This window comes from Streptomyces sp. NBC_01092, assembly GCF_045039535.1.
Lineage (GTDB): Bacteria > Actinomycetota > Actinomycetes > Streptomycetales > Streptomycetaceae > Streptomyces.
The window spans coordinates 9,713,348-9,729,946 of sequence record NZ_CP108659.1; the positions used below are offsets into that span (position 1 = coordinate 9,713,348).

At 71.8% G+C, this 16,599-nt stretch carries 11 protein-coding genes; 8 read left to right on the forward strand and 3 right to left on the reverse strand.

The window, feature by feature from the left end:
- The first annotated feature begins 99 nt into the window (after positions 1–99).
- The 8 genes from OG254_RS43905 (at position 100) to OG254_RS43940 (ending at position 11,355) form a co-directional block, all read left to right on the forward strand.
- Positions 100–2,946: a LuxR C-terminal-related transcriptional regulator gene (locus OG254_RS43905; protein ID WP_405593334.1), complete on the forward strand. Its 2,847-nt coding sequence runs from the start codon at positions 100–102 to the stop codon at positions 2,944–2,946.
- A gap of 285 nt (positions 2,947–3,231) precedes the next feature.
- Positions 3,232–3,768: a hypothetical protein gene (locus OG254_RS43910; protein WP_405593335.1), complete on the forward strand. Its 537-nt coding sequence runs from the start codon at positions 3,232–3,234 to the stop codon at positions 3,766–3,768.
- Between the two features lie 70 nt (positions 3,769–3,838).
- The gene (locus OG254_RS43915; protein WP_405593336.1) at positions 3,839–5,128 is read left to right on the forward strand and encodes a S1 family peptidase; all 1,290 of its coding nucleotides are present in this window, start codon (positions 3,839–3,841) and stop codon (positions 5,126–5,128) included.
- A gap of 210 nt (positions 5,129–5,338) precedes the next feature.
- Positions 5,339–6,754: a DEAD/DEAH box helicase gene (locus OG254_RS43920; RefSeq protein WP_405593337.1), complete on the forward strand. Its 1,416-nt coding sequence runs from the start codon at positions 5,339–5,341 to the stop codon at positions 6,752–6,754.
- A 103-nt stretch (positions 6,755–6,857) separates the two neighbouring features.
- A complete protein-coding gene (locus OG254_RS43925) occupies positions 6,858–7,109 on the forward strand; it encodes a DUF5302 domain-containing protein (RefSeq protein ID WP_405593338.1) in 252 nt (83 codons plus the stop codon).
- 356 nt (positions 7,110–7,465) lie between these two features.
- Complete coding sequence (gene panD / locus OG254_RS43930; protein WP_147998616.1) at positions 7,466–7,888, forward strand: aspartate 1-decarboxylase; 423 nt, start codon at positions 7,466–7,468, stop codon at positions 7,886–7,888.
- 62 nt (positions 7,889–7,950) lie between these two features.
- Entirely contained in the window at positions 7,951–8,295 is a 345-nt protein-coding gene (locus OG254_RS43935) for a GNAT family N-acetyltransferase (RefSeq protein WP_405593339.1), read from the forward strand.
- Between the two features lie 588 nt (positions 8,296–8,883).
- Positions 8,884–11,355: a hypothetical protein gene (locus OG254_RS43940; protein WP_405593340.1), complete on the forward strand. Its 2,472-nt coding sequence runs from the start codon at positions 8,884–8,886 to the stop codon at positions 11,353–11,355.
- 53 nt (positions 11,356–11,408) lie between these two features.
- On the opposite strand, the gene OG254_RS43945 is transcribed toward OG254_RS43940, so the two are convergent.
- The 3 genes from OG254_RS43945 to gndA form a co-directional block, all read right to left on the reverse strand.
- Complete coding sequence (locus OG254_RS43945; protein ID WP_405593341.1) at positions 11,409–13,001, reverse strand: alpha/beta fold hydrolase; 1,593 nt, start codon at positions 12,999–13,001, stop codon at positions 11,409–11,411.
- Positions 12,998–14,650 carry an alpha/beta fold hydrolase gene (locus OG254_RS43950; protein ID WP_405593342.1) on the reverse strand — a complete coding sequence of 551 codons (1,653 nt, stop codon included), beginning with the start codon at positions 14,648–14,650 and terminating at the stop codon, positions 12,998–13,000. Before OG254_RS43950 ends, OG254_RS43945 begins: the two co-directional genes overlap by 4 nt.
- A 237-nt stretch (positions 14,651–14,887) precedes the next feature.
- A complete protein-coding gene (gene gndA, locus OG254_RS43955; protein ID WP_405593343.1) occupies positions 14,888–16,327 on the reverse strand; it encodes an NADP-dependent phosphogluconate dehydrogenase in 1,440 nt (479 codons plus the stop codon).
- Positions 16,328–16,599 lie beyond the last annotated feature (272 nt).

A 16,599-nucleotide genomic window follows, 5' to 3' on the forward strand; every position in this document is an offset into this window, starting at 1 on the left:
CTGCTTCGATGAGATCGCAGGGCTGCGAAATGGCCAAGGTGTTGAATCAGCCGTGGTTGGACAGCGTCCTGCCAAGCGCGGAACAACACAGGGGGACCCGTGATACGTGAGCGGGAGTGGGAGACGGCGGTACGCGAGCCACTGGCGTCGGCGCCGCCGGACGCGACGACGCTCGTGCTCGTCGACGGGGCGGCGGGGACGGGCAAGACCCGCTTCGTGAAGTGGCTTCTGGCGCTACGTGAGTTCAGCTCGATGCCCCGCCTGAAGGTGACGTTCTCCCCCTCGGGCGCCGTTGCCCTCCAGGAGCAGGCACCCTTGAAAGGGCCCGCGTCACCGGTGCCGAGGAACGGCTCCCTACGTCGCCCCGCAGGCACCCGGCCCATGGCCCTGGGGCAGCCGAGACAGGCCGCACTCGCGACCTCCTCCCTCGGAGAACTGGCGGCCTCGCTCGACTCCGGTGGCCCGGTGCTGCTGGTGGCCGAGAACGTGCACCGCGCGGACGAGGAGGACGCACACGCGTTACGCACCCTCCTGGCCCACCCTCCGGCGGGACTGCGCGCGGTGCTGACGTATCGCCCCGAGGAACTGGCACGCCCCGGGCTGGTGCTGGGCGCGCCCGTGGGCTATCCCGCCGAGATGAGCCTCGTACGGCTGCGGCTCGGGCCGCTCGACGAGGCGGAGGTCCGCGCGATGGCGGTGGAGGCACTGGGCGAGGAGCGCTGTTCGGCCCCGTTCGTCACCCGGCTGCATGAGCGCGCGGGCGGCATCGCCCAGGCCGTGGCCGATCTGCTGACCGAGCTGAAGGCGGCCGTCGCGCTCCCGGACGACAAGCCCACGGCGCCCGGCCCGGCCCGGCTCACCGCCCGGCATGTGGACGAGGCCCCGGTGCCGGTCCGGCTCACCGAGCTGGTGGTCGGCCGTATGGCGGCGCTGGACGATCAGACCCGGCGCCTGGTGTGGGCGGCCGCCGTGCTCGACGACCTCGGGACGGAGGACGAGTTGGCCTCGGTCGCCGCTCTGTCGGCGGAGCACGGCCGCACCGCGCTCACGGCCGCGCTCTCCGAGGCGGTGCTGCATGAACTCGGGCTCGGCCGGTACGGGTTTCGTATGCCCATGGAGGCCGCGGCCGTGTATCCGCTGCTGCCCGGCCCCGTGCGCCGTGAGCTGCACGGCCGCGCGGCCGAGACGCTGGCGGTCCGGCGCCCGGCGCCCTGGGCGCGGCTGGCCCGCCATCAGTTCGCGGCCGGCCGGATCCCCGAGTGGCTGGAGAGCGTGGAGAAAGCCGCCGTCGACGCCGTCGAGGCCGGGGACCACCAGCTGGCGATCTCCTTGCTGGAGGACGTGCTGGCCCATCCGGTGGTCCGGCAGCCCGACCGGGTCCGGCTGACGCTGATGCTCGCCCGCAGCGCATACAACGGGCTGCGGTCGGACCAGACAGTGGAGGTCCTGCGACGGCTGGTCGACGACCCCGAGCTGCCCGCCGCCGTACGCGGCGAGATCCGGCTCGACCTCGGGCTGCTCATCGGCAACCAGGTCGGGCGGCCGCAGGAGGGACGTGCCGAACTCATCAGAGCCGTACGGGAGTTGGGTGCCCAACGGGCGCTGGCGGCGCGGGCCATGGCTGCGCTCGCGCCGCCCTACTGGCCGACCGGCCCGCTGGCGGAGAACCTCGCGTGGCTGGCGCGTGCGGAGACGACGGCGGCCGAGAGCGGGGTCGCGGCGGTACAGGCGGCGGTCGCGGCGAACCGGGTGACGGTGCTGCTCAGCGTGGGTGATCCGGACGGATGGCGGGAACTGGCGGAGCTGCCCCGGGAGAGCGACGACCCGCGGATTCTCCATCACGCGGCACGCGGTCTGTTCAATGCCGCCGATTCGGCGGTCTGGTTGGGCGAGTACGCGCGTGCGCGTGAACTTCTGGCCGAGGGGTCGGAGCTGGCCGCCCGCAACGGGGACGCCTACATGGAACAGGGGAGCCGGGGAACCGCGCTGCGGCTGGACATGGTGACCGGCAACTGGGCGGGTCTGAACGCGCGGGCCCGCGCGCTCGTGGCGGACGCGGGCGAGATGCCGTACGTCGCCTGCGACGGCCTGATCGTGCTCGGCCTGCTCGCCGTGGCCAAGGGCAACTGGAGCCGGCTCGGGGACTGGCACTTCGGGTTCCTGGCCGGGGACGACTGTCCCGTGCCGGTGGCCGCGGTGGCCGCGGGCAGCCGGATCAGGCCGGCCCAGGCTCGCGAGGACCTGGAGGGTGCCGCCCGGGAGGCGGCCGACGCGTGGGCCAGGCTCAAGGCGAAGGGCGTGTGGGTCTGGGCGGCCGAGCTGGCCCCCTGGGCTGTCGAGGCAACCATCGGGGCCGGCCGGCTGGATCTCGCGCGGGACATGGTCGACGAGTTCGCGGCAGGCATCGAGAGCCGACAGGCGCCCGCCGCCACGGTGGCCCTCATCTGGTGCCGGGCCCTGCTCGCCGAGGCGGACCGGGCGTTCCCGGAGGCAGCCGACGGCTTCCGGCACGCCCGTGCCTGTTACCGGGAACTTCCCCGCCCCTACGAGGCGGCCCTCGCCGCGGAGGCCGCCGGACGCTGCGCTCTGGCCGGGAGCCCGGGGGAAACAACCGCGGGAATCGCCGAACTGACCACAGCGGCCGAGGAGTTGGAGCGCCTCGGGGCGACCTGGGACCTGGCCCGGGTACGGGCGAAGCTGCGCGCCCACCCCGGTGCCGAGCGGCGCCCTGTGGGCCGTCCCCGGTACGGTGAGCAGCTCTCGCCGCGCGAGCAGGAGGTGGCGGAGCTCGCCGGGGCCGGTCTGAGCAACCGCGAGATCGCGGCCACTCTGCATCTGTCCCCGCGAACGGTGGAGCAGCATGTCGCGCGCGCCCTCAAGAAGTTGGGCGCGGTCTCCCGGCTCGAACTGGCGGGGACGGTCCGCGGCGGCGAGCGGGACAGGTGAGCGCGGCCTCCCCCATCCCCCTCCGACTCCCTCATCCGTAGGCCGCGCAGTTATGTACGTACCCGTGATGTGCCGTCACGGATAGGTAACTCCGGTCCTTCGAGCCTAAGTTCGTTGCAACGCCGCAGTCTCCGCTGCATCCGGGGCCGCACGATGCCGCACCGGGTGGCCTGCAGTCGGCCAATCCCCTTCAGACATGCCGGTGTTCGGCATGCCCGAATCCCGTGCATCGGAAAGGACCAAGTGAACCAAACGCATCGAAAATCCCACCGCGGACGCATACTCGTGGCCGCCGTCCTCGGCACCACGCTCTTAGGCGCCGCCGGCATCGCCGGCGTGGCCATGGCGGGGGAGGAACCTCCCATGCCAACGCCTCTCACAGCCCCCGCCTCGTCGTCGGCCGGAGGGGCCGGAGGCAACCACGTCCCCGAGCCGTGGCACCGGTCGGACCCCGAGGCCGGCCCGAACTTGCCGGACACCTGGCGTCCGTCCACACCTGCCGGGACCGGACAGGCGGTTGACGGTACGGATCTCGACGCCTGCTTCGACAACGCCTGCGAGGTCGAGGTGACGGGCGGAGACACGATCCAGCTCGACGGTACGGCGGGCGTCGACGAACTCAGTATCGACAGCGTCGCCGACAACACACTGACCCTCACGGGCTCGTCCGGCAACGGCGCTCAGCAGTCCACCGCCAGCCAGACCGCCCCGGGCCGGTCGACGATCAACGATCTTGTGGTCGACCTCATCAGTGTCGATGGGGACCGGGCGATCATCCGGCTCTCCCTCTTCGGTTCGCTGCCGGGCAGCACCACCGAATGATCCGTTTCCCATCGGAATCTCCGAGCCTCCGGATCTCCGTCTCTCCATCCCTCCGTACGAAGGACCGATCGTGACGCATTCACACGCCAGGCGTGCGCGCGGCAAGCGCACGGCGTTGGCAGTTGCCGCAGGCGTGGCGCTGTCCGCCACCCTGACCACATTCTTCTTCGCCAACGCGGATACCCCGACGAAGACCCGGCCGGAGGCTTCGCCCTTGGCCGGATCGCCCCGGATGCTCGCCGCGATACAGCGTGACCTGGGCCTGACCACGAAGGAGGCACACACCCGGCTGGCTCAGGAAGCCGACGCTTCGGGCAAGGTCGCGTCAGTGCGGCGGGCCTCGGGAGCGAGCTGGGCGGGAGCCTGGTTCGATGCCGAGAAGGGGCGGCTCGCGGTCGCCGTCACCAGCAAAGCCGCCGCGCGGCAGGCCGAGGCCCTGGGTGCTGTGCCCACTGTGGTCTCCCGCAGCCAGGCCGAACTCACAGGCGTCGTGGACCAGCTCGACAGCGGGGCGGCCGGTGAGCCGCCTGCCGCGGTGACCGGCTGGGGAGCGGATCCGCGCACCAACAGCGTGGTCATCACCGTGGCCAACGGACAGAACGAAGCCGACCCGTTCCTGACCCGAGCCCGCGCACTCGACCGTTCTGTGCGCGTCGTGGAGGGGGCAGTCGGGCAGCGTCAGCAAGAGGGAGAAGGGGAGGTGCGCGGCGGTGACGCATGGACGCCCGGCGACGAGTCCAATTGCTCCATAGGGTTCGCTGCCACAGGGGCGGACGGCAGCCGGCACTTCCTGACCGCCGGCCACTGCACAAACGACACGGGCGAGACGGCATTCGCCGGCGACGGATCCGAGATCGGCGTCGTCAACGGCAGTGTCAACGGGGTCGACGGTGACTTCGGCAAGGTCGATGTCAACGCGGACTTCAGGCTCACGTCGGCCGTCAACGCCTACGGCCAGGCGGCCAACGTGACGGTTTCCGACGTGGGCGAGGCGCTGGTGGGCGAGTCCGTGTGCCGGTCCGGCCAGACGACCGGGTTCCGCTGCGGCACCGTCCAGTTCGTTGACCGGACCCTCACCTTCCAAGGCCTCGATGGCCGCCAGACGGTGGTGGGCGGTCTCACCGAGACCGACGCCTGCTCCGCCGGCGGAGACTCCGGGGGTGCCTACGTCTCGGGCACCACGGCCGTGGGCACCCATGTCAGCGGCGCCGGAGAGTGCGGCTCCGCCGGCACCGTGACCAGCTTCCAGCCGGTCCAGGAAACGCTCGACTTCTTCGGTCTGACGCTGGTGACCGGCGAGGACAATGCCGAAGGCACCGGCGACGTCCCCGCCGAACCCGAAAGCCCCGCCGACGTCTGATTCGCCAGGTCTGGCCAGCGACAGCCAGCAGGTGCTCGCGGACAAGGGGCAGGTGTGGGCTGGTGGGAAGGCCGGGGCGTTGGACGTGTTAGTGTGACGCTTTTGCGTGGTCGTCGCGGTGGGCGATTCTGCCTGTTCGGTTCTGCTTGTGCGTGGGCTGTTCCATCCTGCCGGGCCTTCCTCGGTACGTCCCCCTGCGGAAGGCTGTTCATGAAGCACCCCGACGACGCCGGCATCGCTCACGGCGGTCCCGTCCAGTCAGAGACCACGACTCCGGCGCTGCCCCCGGCCGTCTCCTTCGCCGGCTTGGAACTGCCGGTGGAGGTGCTGCGGACACTGAGCGGACTCGGGGTGCGCGAACCCTTTCCGATCCAGGCCGCCACACTGCCTGATGCCCTGGAGGGGCGCGACGTCCTGGGGCGCGGGCGCACCGGATCGGGCAAGACGCTCGCCTTCGGCCTGCCGCTGCTGACACGTACGGCCGGGCGGCGCGCCGAACCGAAGCAGCCCCTCGCCCTGATCCTCGTGCCCACCCGGGAGCTGGCCCAACAGGTCGTCCAGGAGCTGGCGCCGTACGCCGAGGCACTGCGGCTGCGGATGGCCACGGTCGTCGGCGGCATGTCGATCGGCCGGCAGGTCGCCGCGCTGCGCGAGGGAGCCGAGGTGGTCGTCGCCACCCCCGGACGCCTGCACGACCTGATCGAGCGCAAGGCCTGCCGCCTGGGACGGGTCAGGATCACCGTGCTGGACGAGGCCGACCAGATGTGCGACTTGGGCTTTCTGCCGCAGGTCGCCGACGTGCTCGACCAGGTGCACCCCGACGGTCAGCGGATGCTCTTCTCGGCCACTCTGGATCGCGATGTCGATCAGCTGGTCCGCCGCTACCTCCACGACCCCGTCGTCCACTCGGTCGACCCGTCCGCGGGCGCCGTCTCGACGATGGAGCACCACGTTCTGGTCGTCCACGGCCCTGACCGCTACGCCGTCACCACGGAGATCGCCGCCCGCGACGGCCGCGTCCTGCTGTTCCTCGACACCAAGCACGCCGTCGATCAGCTCACCCGGCATCTGCGGGCCAGTGGGGTGCACGCCGGGGCCCTGCACAGCGGCAAGTCCCAGCCACAGCGCACACGGACCCTGGCGCAGTTCAAGAACGGCCAGATCACCGTTCTGGTGGCGACCAATGTCGCGGCCCGTGGCCTGCACGTCGACGACCTCGATCTCGTGGTCAACGTCGACCCGCCCACCGACCCCAAGGACTACGTGCACCGGGCCGGCCGCACCGCCCGCGCCGGTGAGTCCGGCAGCGTGGTCACACTCGTGCTGGCGGGCCAGCGCCGCGAGACGAGCCGCATGATGGCCGAGGCCGGCATCGAGCCGACCGTCACCAAGGTGCGCTCGGGCGAGGCGGAGCTGAGCCGGATCACCGGCGCCAAGGCTCCCTCCGGCACCCCGCTCGACGGCGGGCCCGCCGTCCCCCGACCCAAGAACCACAACGCTCCCTTCCGCGGCCTCGGCACCAGCAAGGACACCACCCGCGGCGCCGGCGGCAAGTCCCGAAAGGCCGGCGAGGCCCGCAAGCTCGCCGAGGCCCGCAAGGCCGCCCTCGTGCGTCGCAACGGCTGAGAGCCGTTGCTCTGTCAGCGAAGCAGCATGATGTTGCCGGCGCCCCGCACTGCGCCCGGCATGACAAGCTGTGCTGGCCCACTCCCGAACCCAGGAGGTCACCATGACCGCAGAGCCCGAAACTACTGAAGGTTCGGAGTCGGCTACCCCCGAGACGCCCGAGACGTCACCTCTGGCGCCGGACAGCGACGGCAACTACGACCTCAAGCGCAAGTTCCGTGAAGCCCTGGCGCGCAAGCGCGGTGCGCAGGCGGACGCGGCCGATGTTGCCGCCAACCCGGATGCGTCGAAGGTGCGTGCGGCGCACGGCCCGGCCGCGAGCCAGCGGTCGTTCAGGCGTAAGAGCGGCGGCTGAGTCGATCAGTCCCGCGGTCCGGCCGCTTTACCGGCACCCTGCGCGGTGTCCACTCGCGCGCCCGGTGCCGTGGCCCGCAACGTGCACATGTCCGTGTGCGCGTTGCGGGCGAGGCGCAGCAGGCGGTCTGGCCTGCGGGAGGGCCCAACCGCGGCCGGCCGTAGGGGGTCCGGGAAAGGGAGCGCATCCTCACGTGACCGGGCTCTCAGTGCGGCCCGGAGTGCCGTTCCGTACCCTGGTCCCGCCTGTTGACCTGAACAACAGGTGGCAGATCGGCGCGAAGTTGGCCGATGTAGGGTGAAACCGCCCTTGACCTGCAAGAGCAGGCAGGGAGCCGATCAGCAGGAGCGCCCCAAATGCTGCGTACTCTCTTCAAGTCCAAGATCCACCGCGCCACCGTCACCCAGGCCGACCTGCACTACGTGGGATCGGTGACCATCGACGCGGACCTGCTCGACGCCGCCGACCTGCTGCCCGGCGAGCTCGTGCACATCGTCGACATCACCAACGGCGCCCGCCTGGAGACCTACGTCATCGAGGGCGAGCGCGGCTCGGGCGTCGTCGGGATCAACGGCGCCGCCGCCCATCTCGTCCACCCCGGCGACCTCGTGATCATCATCAGCTACGCTCAGATGACCGACGCCGAGGCACGGGAGTTCGAGCCGAGGGTCGTGCATGTGGACGGGGCCAACCGGATCGTGGCGCTGGGCGCCGATCCGTCCGAGCCGGTGCCGGGCTCGGACCAGGAGCGCAGCCCGCAGGCCGTGCCGGTGGCCTGACGGCCGCGCTGCTCGACGCCAGACGCCACACGTCAGACGGAAGACGGACCAGGGAGCGTGTCATGAGCGACATCGAGATCCGCGACGACCGGGCGACGGGCCGCCTGGAGGCCCTCCAGGGCGACGAAGTCACCGGCCACATCGAGTACTTCGTCCTCGAATCCCCGGCGCGCGCCCTCGTCCCCGTCCACACCATCGTGGAACCGGCCCACGAGGGGAAGGGCATCGCGGGCTCCCTGGCACGTGAGCTGTACGGCATCGCGGCGCGCGAGGGAGTCGTCGTGGCGCCGTTGTGCCCCTACGTCGTGAAGTGGGCCGAACGCCACCCGGACGAGGCCCCGGCCGCCGACCCGGCGCTGCTGGAGGCGGCGATGGAGTGGCTGCGGGAGCATCCCGAGCGGTTCTGACGGGGGGCGGCTGCGTCGATGGGCGGTTGTGGCGTCGGGGGGTTTTGAGTCGGCGCCGCCTCCGACCGTCCCCGACGGGGCCCACTTGGGCGCCCTCATTGACGCGGGTGAGTGACTGGTGGCGCGGCCGTCGGGTACGCGGGGGAGTAGTCCAGAGCCGATGTCACGGACTGGCTGGAGGACGCCATGACCAACCCGTTTCCCGACCCGGTCCATCCAGGACCGCCTCCGAGCCCGGAGCCGCCGCACCCGGAGCCGCATCCGGTCCCGCCGCCGGAGCCCTCGCCGGCTCCCGAGCCGCCCCCGCCCGGACCGTCACCGACCCCGGGTCCCCCGCCCGCCCCGGGACCGACACCGCCTCCGCCGGCACCCCCGGGCCCGCCCTCGCCCCCGCCGCCGGGCCCCTCCCCGTCGCCGATCCCGCCGGGACCGGAACCGGTGCCGAACCCCGAGCCCGGGCCGCCGCTCACCTGAGCGCGAAACTCACGGAGGGTGAGATTTTCTCATCACGTAACTCCGTTGCGTGACGGTGCGGTCGCTGTCACCCTGGGTCACCTGAGAACGGGTACGGGGGACGGGGGTCCCGCGATGGGGGACGTCGCGAAGATCGAGATCGACAAGAAGCGGGCGAACGGCGCACGGGTTCCGGGGACCGGGGGAGTCGAGGTCGTCGAACTTCTGGTGCCGGGACTCGGCCCGGTGGACCGGGACCGGATGCTGCGCCCCCGCGGGCGTGGCCGGGAGACCGGGGACGACAAAGCCGGGTTCTACCGGTCCGCCGACCGCGACCCGGGCGTCGTACCGGGCACCGAGGATCAGCGGCTCGTCCGCGAGATCTACGACTGGACCCGGCTCACCATCGGCGGCGCCTCCCGGGCGCTGTGGCTGTTCCTGATGCCGTTCCTGCTGATCAACCTGGTGGCCTGGATGCAGCCGCGCTGGCCGTCCGGCGTGGACGGGCGCGGGACCAAACTGGCTGGCGCGGTCTACGAGTTCGCGGCCCGGCTGCTCGCCCTCTCGCTCACGGTGCTGGTGGTCGGCACCTTCGGCCAGGTGGCCATGGACCAGTTCGCCTGGCAGTGCCATCCCGCCGTGGAGAGGCGGGTGTGCGGCGACCAGGCCGGCGAGGCGCTGGCCGGTCTGCCCGGCCCGCAGTGGGGACTGGCGATGGCAGCGCTCGTGCCGGCCGGTGTCGCCTTCGTGCTGTTGCGGGTGGCCCGGGACGCGAAGCAGGAGTATCTGCCGGTGCTGCCGACCGTCACCGCGGACGAGGCGGAGGCCGCACGGCGCCTGCGCGACGCCGACGGCCTGCCCCTGGAACTCGCGGGCTTCTGGGAGCACAACCGCCGCGACCCCGGCATAGCCGCCCAACACGTGTGGGCCGGCCTGCTCACCACCGCGGCGCTCCTCACCTGGACGCCGATGCACCAGGATCCGGCCGGGAGCACCGCGAAGACCATCGGGATCGCCTTGTTCGCCGTGATCTCGGCCGTGGCACTGGTCGTGGTGGTGTCGGTGCCCGCGCTGTACCGCAAGTTCGGCATCCGGCTCCCGGAGCACTCGTTGCGGGCCAGGCTCGTGGCGAAGACGTGGTACCTGTCCACCAAGCCGATCAAGATCGAGCGCGAGACCGGCACGGTGACGCTGCTGCCGCTCTGGCCGACGCGCTACCCCCTTCCCGCCGGGATCTGCTGCGCCATCGTCAACGCGGCGGCCCTGCTGTACTGCCTCTGGCCGGACCGGCAGTGGCGCGTGGAGGGCCAACTGCCCGGAATCCAGGTGCAGTCCACGGCACTCTTACTGGCCCAGGGCGTGGGCGTGGCGCTGCTCCTGATCTCGGCCGTGCTCCTGCCGCGCAAGGGCACCCGGCGCGGCATGGCACTGTTCGGTCACGCCGGCGCGGCCGTGGCGGTGCTGGCCTGTTTCCTGGGCTGGCTCTACACCGTGGCGCTGGCCCAGTGGACGAGCGCGTGGCTGGCCGAGGACCGGGCCGGGCCGGTGGTCACCGAGCCCGTCCACCGCATGGGCATGATCCTGCTGCCCGTTCTGGTGACCGTGGCGCTGGCCGCGGCGGTGATGTGGGCCGTCGTACGCCTGCTGCCCGTCCCGGCCCCCGACGTGCCCCGTCCCGCGAACCCGGACCGGTCCGATGCCGACCTGACCAAGGACGACCAACGTCATCTGAACCTGCTGACGGCCGCCCGTCGCCGACACACCTACCTGCTGCGTGAGCTGAACTGGCTGATCGGGTTCAGCGCGCTCGCGATCGTGGTCTGGATCGTCCTGTTCGACCAGCTCAAGGGCCTGCGCAAGCCCGAGGAGGGGGCGCGCAGCCTGATCTACGACCTGCTGGGCGCCGCCAGTGTGCCGCTGCTCGCGGCCCTCGCCGCGCTCATGCTGTTCGCCTTCCGCACCCTGGCGCTGCGCCCGGAGATGCGTCAGAACGCGGGTCTGGCCTGGGCGTTCGGCGCGTTCTGGCCGAGGGCGGTGCATCCGTTCGCGCCGCCGTCATGGACGACGCGGGCGGTGCCCGAACTGGTGCGCCGTCTTCAGTTCCTGTTGCGCGACGAGCACCGGCTCGTCCTGATCCGGGCCTCGTCGATGGGGTCGGTGCTCGCCCTGGCGGCGGTCTGGCAGCTGGAGGCACGCGAACGGGAGCGCATCGGGCTGCTCACGTCGGGCTGCCCGGTGGGGATGTACTTCAGCCGCCAGTACCCCGGGTTCATCTGCGGCGACTCGATCCGCTGGCTGGCACCCTGCGGGGCCCGCGCGAAACTCGGTGCCTGGACCAACGTCTGGCGGGACACCGACCCGCTGGGTGGACCGGTCGGCATCGAATGCGTCGACCGCCAGTGGCCCGACGACGCCGAGGACTGGCAGGGCGTCAGAGGCGTGATGGCGCGGCGCTCGGAGCGGCACCCGGTCTTCCCGCCGATCAACGGCCACCGTAACTACACCACGGACGACTTGATGATCCGCGAGCGCGACCGGGTACTGGAGCGGCTGCTCCGCGTGTGCGCGGCGGGCGACGTGATAGCGCCGCCCACCGCAAGCCTCTAGGCCCACAAGGGCCAACCGTGACCGCCCAACCCGAATCGGTCGGCCCGTCGTTCCTACGGGCCGATCTCGAACCGAGGCGGCTGCAGGCCCGCCAGGCAGGACCTGTTCGGTGCGGTCGGGGAGTTGAAGAACGAGACGGTGATCGCTCGCGCGCACGCTGATTCGGCGAAGGCGACATGGGCGACGTAGGGGACCGTGACGGCGGTGGACCGGCTCAGCGTGCGGGCGGCGTAGGCGCCGTTGCTCGCGCCGGTCTGGGCGTCGAACCCGGCCGACATGACGAGCGTCGGAATGTCGCTGCGCGTCACGTTTCTGATCGAGAGTGGGGCCGGGGGAACGCTCCAGGCACGGCAGTCCGCGTGAAGGAAGGGGAGCTGCGGTGCGTTGGCCAGGACCGAGCGGGGGAACGACGGGAACGCGCGCCGTCCTGCCCGGATCACGTCGGCCTCGGTCTCGAAGGGGGTCCACTCGGAACAGAAGACGCCGTAGGCGAGCCCGTGGGCGAGTCTGCCGATGGCCTGGGGGCTGAGTTTTCCTCCGGCCCACTGCTCGGCGATGCGCTGCGGGTTGCCGTGCGCCAGCTCGTCGATGGAGCGGGGTACTCCGGCCGCCAGGTGAGTGGCTGAGGTCAGCCAGTTCACCAGGACGCCGCCGTCCAGCACGACCCGCACCGGCGTCGGGCGGTCCGGGACCGTGACGGTGGTGACGATCGGGCGGGCTTCGAGTCGACGGACCAGGCGCTCGAAGGTGCGCGACAGATTCGGGTAGCGGCGGTTGCAGGAGGACTGCTGCGCGCAGGCCTTGAACAGGCCGTCGAAGCCCTGGCGTGCGGCACTCCAGGTCAGACTCGCCCCGGCGAGGGACGGCGGGAGGACGCCGTCGATGCCGACCGACCGGATGCCCTGCGGAAATTTGCGCATGTAGGTGAGGGCCAGGTCGGTGCCGTAGGAGATGCCGAACACGTTCCATTGCCTGATGCCCAGCGCGACGCGCAGGGCGGCGTAGTCGGCGGCGCTCTCGCCGGTGTTGTAGGCGCTGAGGGCGGCCCCGTGGCGCTTGAGCTGTTCGCGGCAGGCCCGCGTCGCCCGGACGTGCAGGCGCCCGGTGGACGGGGCGCCGTAGACGAGGCCGAGGGAGTTGGCGTTGAACTCGTCGATGTTCGGGCAGGTCAGCACCGGATCGGCCGAGTAGGTCCCGCGCTGGGACATGAAGATCACGTCCCGGTCCCGGTTCAGGCCGCCGTCGATCGCCAACTGGGCCTCGGAGACCGCGTCGTCGCCCGGACCGCCGGCGAACCACACGATCGGATCGGCCTTCCGTCTGCTGGTGGCCGCCCCCACGATCGCGATTCCGAGGGTGATCTTTCGCCCCTTGGGCCGGTCATGCTTCTCGGGCACGGTCAGCGTGCCGCAGCGGGCCCCTTCGAGAGCGGGGATCGGGTCAGCGGTCCTCGGGCAGGGGCCCGGCACGAAGCGGGCGTGGCCCACCGTCCGGGCGACCGTGCCGAGCGGTGCGTCATGGCCGCTCTCGGCGCGGGCGGGTGTCACGGCGAGGCCGGCGACGAGGAGACCGGCCGTGGCCGCGGCGAGCGTGGCCGGGAGCCGTCGCGCGGTGAGCCGGTGGTGGGGCGGGCGGACGGACATCATGCGGTCTCCGGGGTCGGCGTGATGGTGAACGGTTTCGGCGACAGACCCGCCACGCAGCGGGTGTCGGGCGCGGTCGGCCGCGCGAGGAAGGAGGCCAGTACGTTCTGCGCGCAGGGCGACTGAGGCACCACCCAGTGGCCGATTCCGGGAATCCGCACCGTGGTCGAGCGGGGCAGCGTGCGGGCCGCGTACGCACCCCAGCGCGCGCCGGTCTTCGCGTCGAAGGTCCCGGAGACCACGAGCGTCGGCACAGTGCTGACGGTCGTCACCCGCTGCACGGCCGTACGGTCCGGGACGCTCCAGACCCGGCACACCTCGTGCTCGAAGGGAAGCTGCGGCGCCTGGGCCAGGACCGTCTCCGGCCACCCGGGGAAGGCCCGCCGCCCCGCCCGCAACAGGTCGGACGGCGAATGGCCCGGCACCCACTCGCCGCAGGCCACCGACTGCGTGAGGCCGTGCGCGAACTCACCGATCACGGGCGTGGCCCCGGCGGCGCGGGCCCGCGCGAAGCGCTCCGGACGTCCGCGGGCGAGTTCGTCGAGCGCCGCAGGGACGTCGACCGCCGGGACGGCGTTGGCGACCAGCAGATTGACCAACGCGCCCCCGTCGAGGACGACCTTCACCGGCTCGCCGCCCGCAGGCGGCCGCGCCGTCAGCGTCAGGGGATGCGCCTCCAGCCGCCGGACCTGCTGCGTCAGCACGCGCGGGAGGTTCGGGTAGCGGCTCTTGCAGCGCGGCTGGGCCGCACACGCCGCGAAGATCGTGTTGATCCCCTCACGGGCGCTGTCCCACGTCCACGGCAGGCTGACGATCTGCGGCGGCACGACGGAGTCGATCGCGACCGAGCGGATCCCCCCGGGGTGCCGGCGCAGATAGGTGAGGGCCAGGTCGGTGCCGTACGAGTACCCGTAGACGTTCCACCGGTCGATGCCGAGCGCCCTGCGCAGATCGGCGAAGTCCGCGGCGTTCTCGGTGGTGTTGTAGGCGCTCAGCGCGACTCCGCGGGCCGTGACACGGGTGAGGCGGTGCCGGCACTCCTTGGTCGCGCGCACGAGGAGCCGCCCGGTCGACGGCGCGTCGTAGCGCAGCCCCACGGCGTCCGCGTAGAAGCGGTCGATCTCCGGGCAGGCGAGGTTCGGCTGGGCGTGCAGCGTTCCGCGCTGGGCCATGACGATCAGATCGCGGTTCCGGTTGAGGCCCGAGTCGATCAAGAAGGGAATGTCCCCGATCGCATCGCCGCCGGGACCGCCCGTCATGAACACCACCGGATCCGCGGCCGGCCTCGCCGAGGCGGCTCGGATGATCGCGACGGTCAGCCGGATGGTCCGCCCATTGCGGCGGGCCCGGTTCTCGGGGACCTCGAGGACCCCGCACCGCCCCGGAATCGGCTCGGGCGTGTCAGGGCAGGGACCGGGCACGAACCGTGTCGGAGCAACCGGCCGCGGCTCGCCGAAGGGCGCCGGCACGGCACCGCTCGGCGTCGGGGCGAGCACGGCCAGGAAGGCCAGGCCGGCCGCGAGGAACGCCGCCCCGGTGCGCGCCTCCCGGACGCGTCGTCGTGCGGACCGGTACCGCGTCCGCCGTCGTACGAACCTGCCGCTCCCGTGACCGGACGGCAGGCCGCCCGCTCTGATGCCCTGTCCCGCCATGTGATCCCGATTCTCCGACGTCCCGGCCGCGGCGGCGACGTCGACGACGCCGCGTGAGCGCCGCCCGCCACCACGAGACGCGGGCGGGCACGGCGTACGCCAGCCTGAGCGCGGGGACAGACGTCCACCACTGGTGGGCGCCACTCGGAGCAGTCGGCCTCACCCGGACAGGGGTCCGCCCCGTGCCCGAAGCAGAGACCCGGGCACGGGGCGGTCGGATGACGGACCGGACAGGTCCTAGGCGGACACCTCCGACCGGTCCCCGCCCCACAGCGTGTGGAACGAGCCGTCCCGGTCCGTGCGCCGGTACGTGTGCGCACCGAAGAAGTCCCGCTGCCCCTGCGTGAGCGCCGCGGGGAGCCGCTCGGCACGCAGCGCGTCGTAGTACGCGAGGGCGGCGGCGAAGCCCGGCGTCGGCACACCCTGCCGGGTCGCGGCGACCAGGACCTCACGCCAGTCGTCCTGCGCGGCGGCGATCTCCTGGGCGAACGTGTCGTCCGACAGCAGGCTCGGCAGGTCGGCCCGGGTGTCGTACGCGGCGCGGATGCGGTCCAGGAAGGCCGCGCGGATGATGCAGCCGCCACGCCAGATCGCGGAGACGGCGCCCAGGTCGATGTCCCAGTCGTACTCGCCGCGCGCCGCGTCGATCTCGTGGAAGCCCTGCGTGTACGACACGATCTTCGACGCGTACAGCGCCTGCTCGACCCGGTCGGCGAAGGCTGCGGCCTCGGCCTCGCCGAGCGGCGTCGCCTTCGGACCGGCCAGCCCGTGCGAGGCCTCGCGCAGCGCCGCGTGCCCGGACAGCGAGCGGGCGAAGACCGCCTCCGCGATCCCGGACACCGGCACGCCCAGGTCGAGCGCGATCTGCACGGTCCAGCGCCCCGTGCCCTTCTGCTCCGCCTGGTCGACCACCACGTCCACGAACGGCTTGCCGGTCGCCTCGTCCACGTGGGACAGCACCTCGGCGGTGATCTCGATCAGGTACGAATCCAGCCGACCCTGGTTCCAGGTGCGGAAGATCTCCGCGATCTGCGCGGGCTCGTACCCGGCGACATCCCGCAGCAGCTGGTACGCCTCGCCGATGAGCTGCATGTCGGCGTACTCGATGCCGTTGTGCACCATCTTCACGAAGTGCCCGGCGCCGTCCGGACCGACGTGTGTCACGCAGGGCGCGCCGTCCTTCGCCTTCGCGGAGATCTTCTCCAGCATCGGGCCCAGCGAGTCGTACGACTCCTTCGGGCCGCCCGGCATGATGCTCGGGCCGTGCAGCGCGCCCTCCTCGCCGCCGGAGACGCCCATGCCGACGAAGTGGATGCCCTGCTCGCGCAGGTCACGCTCGCGGCGCCGGGTGTCGGCGAAGTGCGCGTTGCCACCGTCGATGATCATGTCGCCGGGCTCCAGCAGCGGCGCGAACTCCTGGATCACCGCGTCGGTCGGATCGCCGGCCTTGACCATGATCACCAGTCGCCGCGGTCGCTCCAGCGCCGCCACGAACTCCTTGGCGGTCTCGGCCGCGATGAAATCGCCCTCGCTGCCGAACCCCTCCACCAGCGCCCGCGTACGCGCCGGCGTCCGGTTGTGCACCGCGACCGTATAGCCGTTGCGGGCGAAGTTCCGGGCGAGGTTGCGGCCCATGACCGCGAGACCCGTGACGCCGATCTGCGCCGAAGTGCTCATGCGTTGGCTCCTAGTGCCCTCGATATATCAGCGGTGCCGGTCCTGCCCGCCAGTATTGCCCCATCGTCCATCCTGACGTGCCCGTACTCCGAGCGCACATCCGGGTGGCGCGATGTCGCAGCCTCTTACGCACGAAACGCCCCGGCGCACTCAGCTGTTCCGGGTGCTCGGACAACATGCGCCCCTTCCACGCCACTTGGCGTGAACAGGCGGCTGATTTGCTGTCTTGTCATGGCCTGTTCGCAGCGCTTACTTTTGCCCCTCCTGACGCA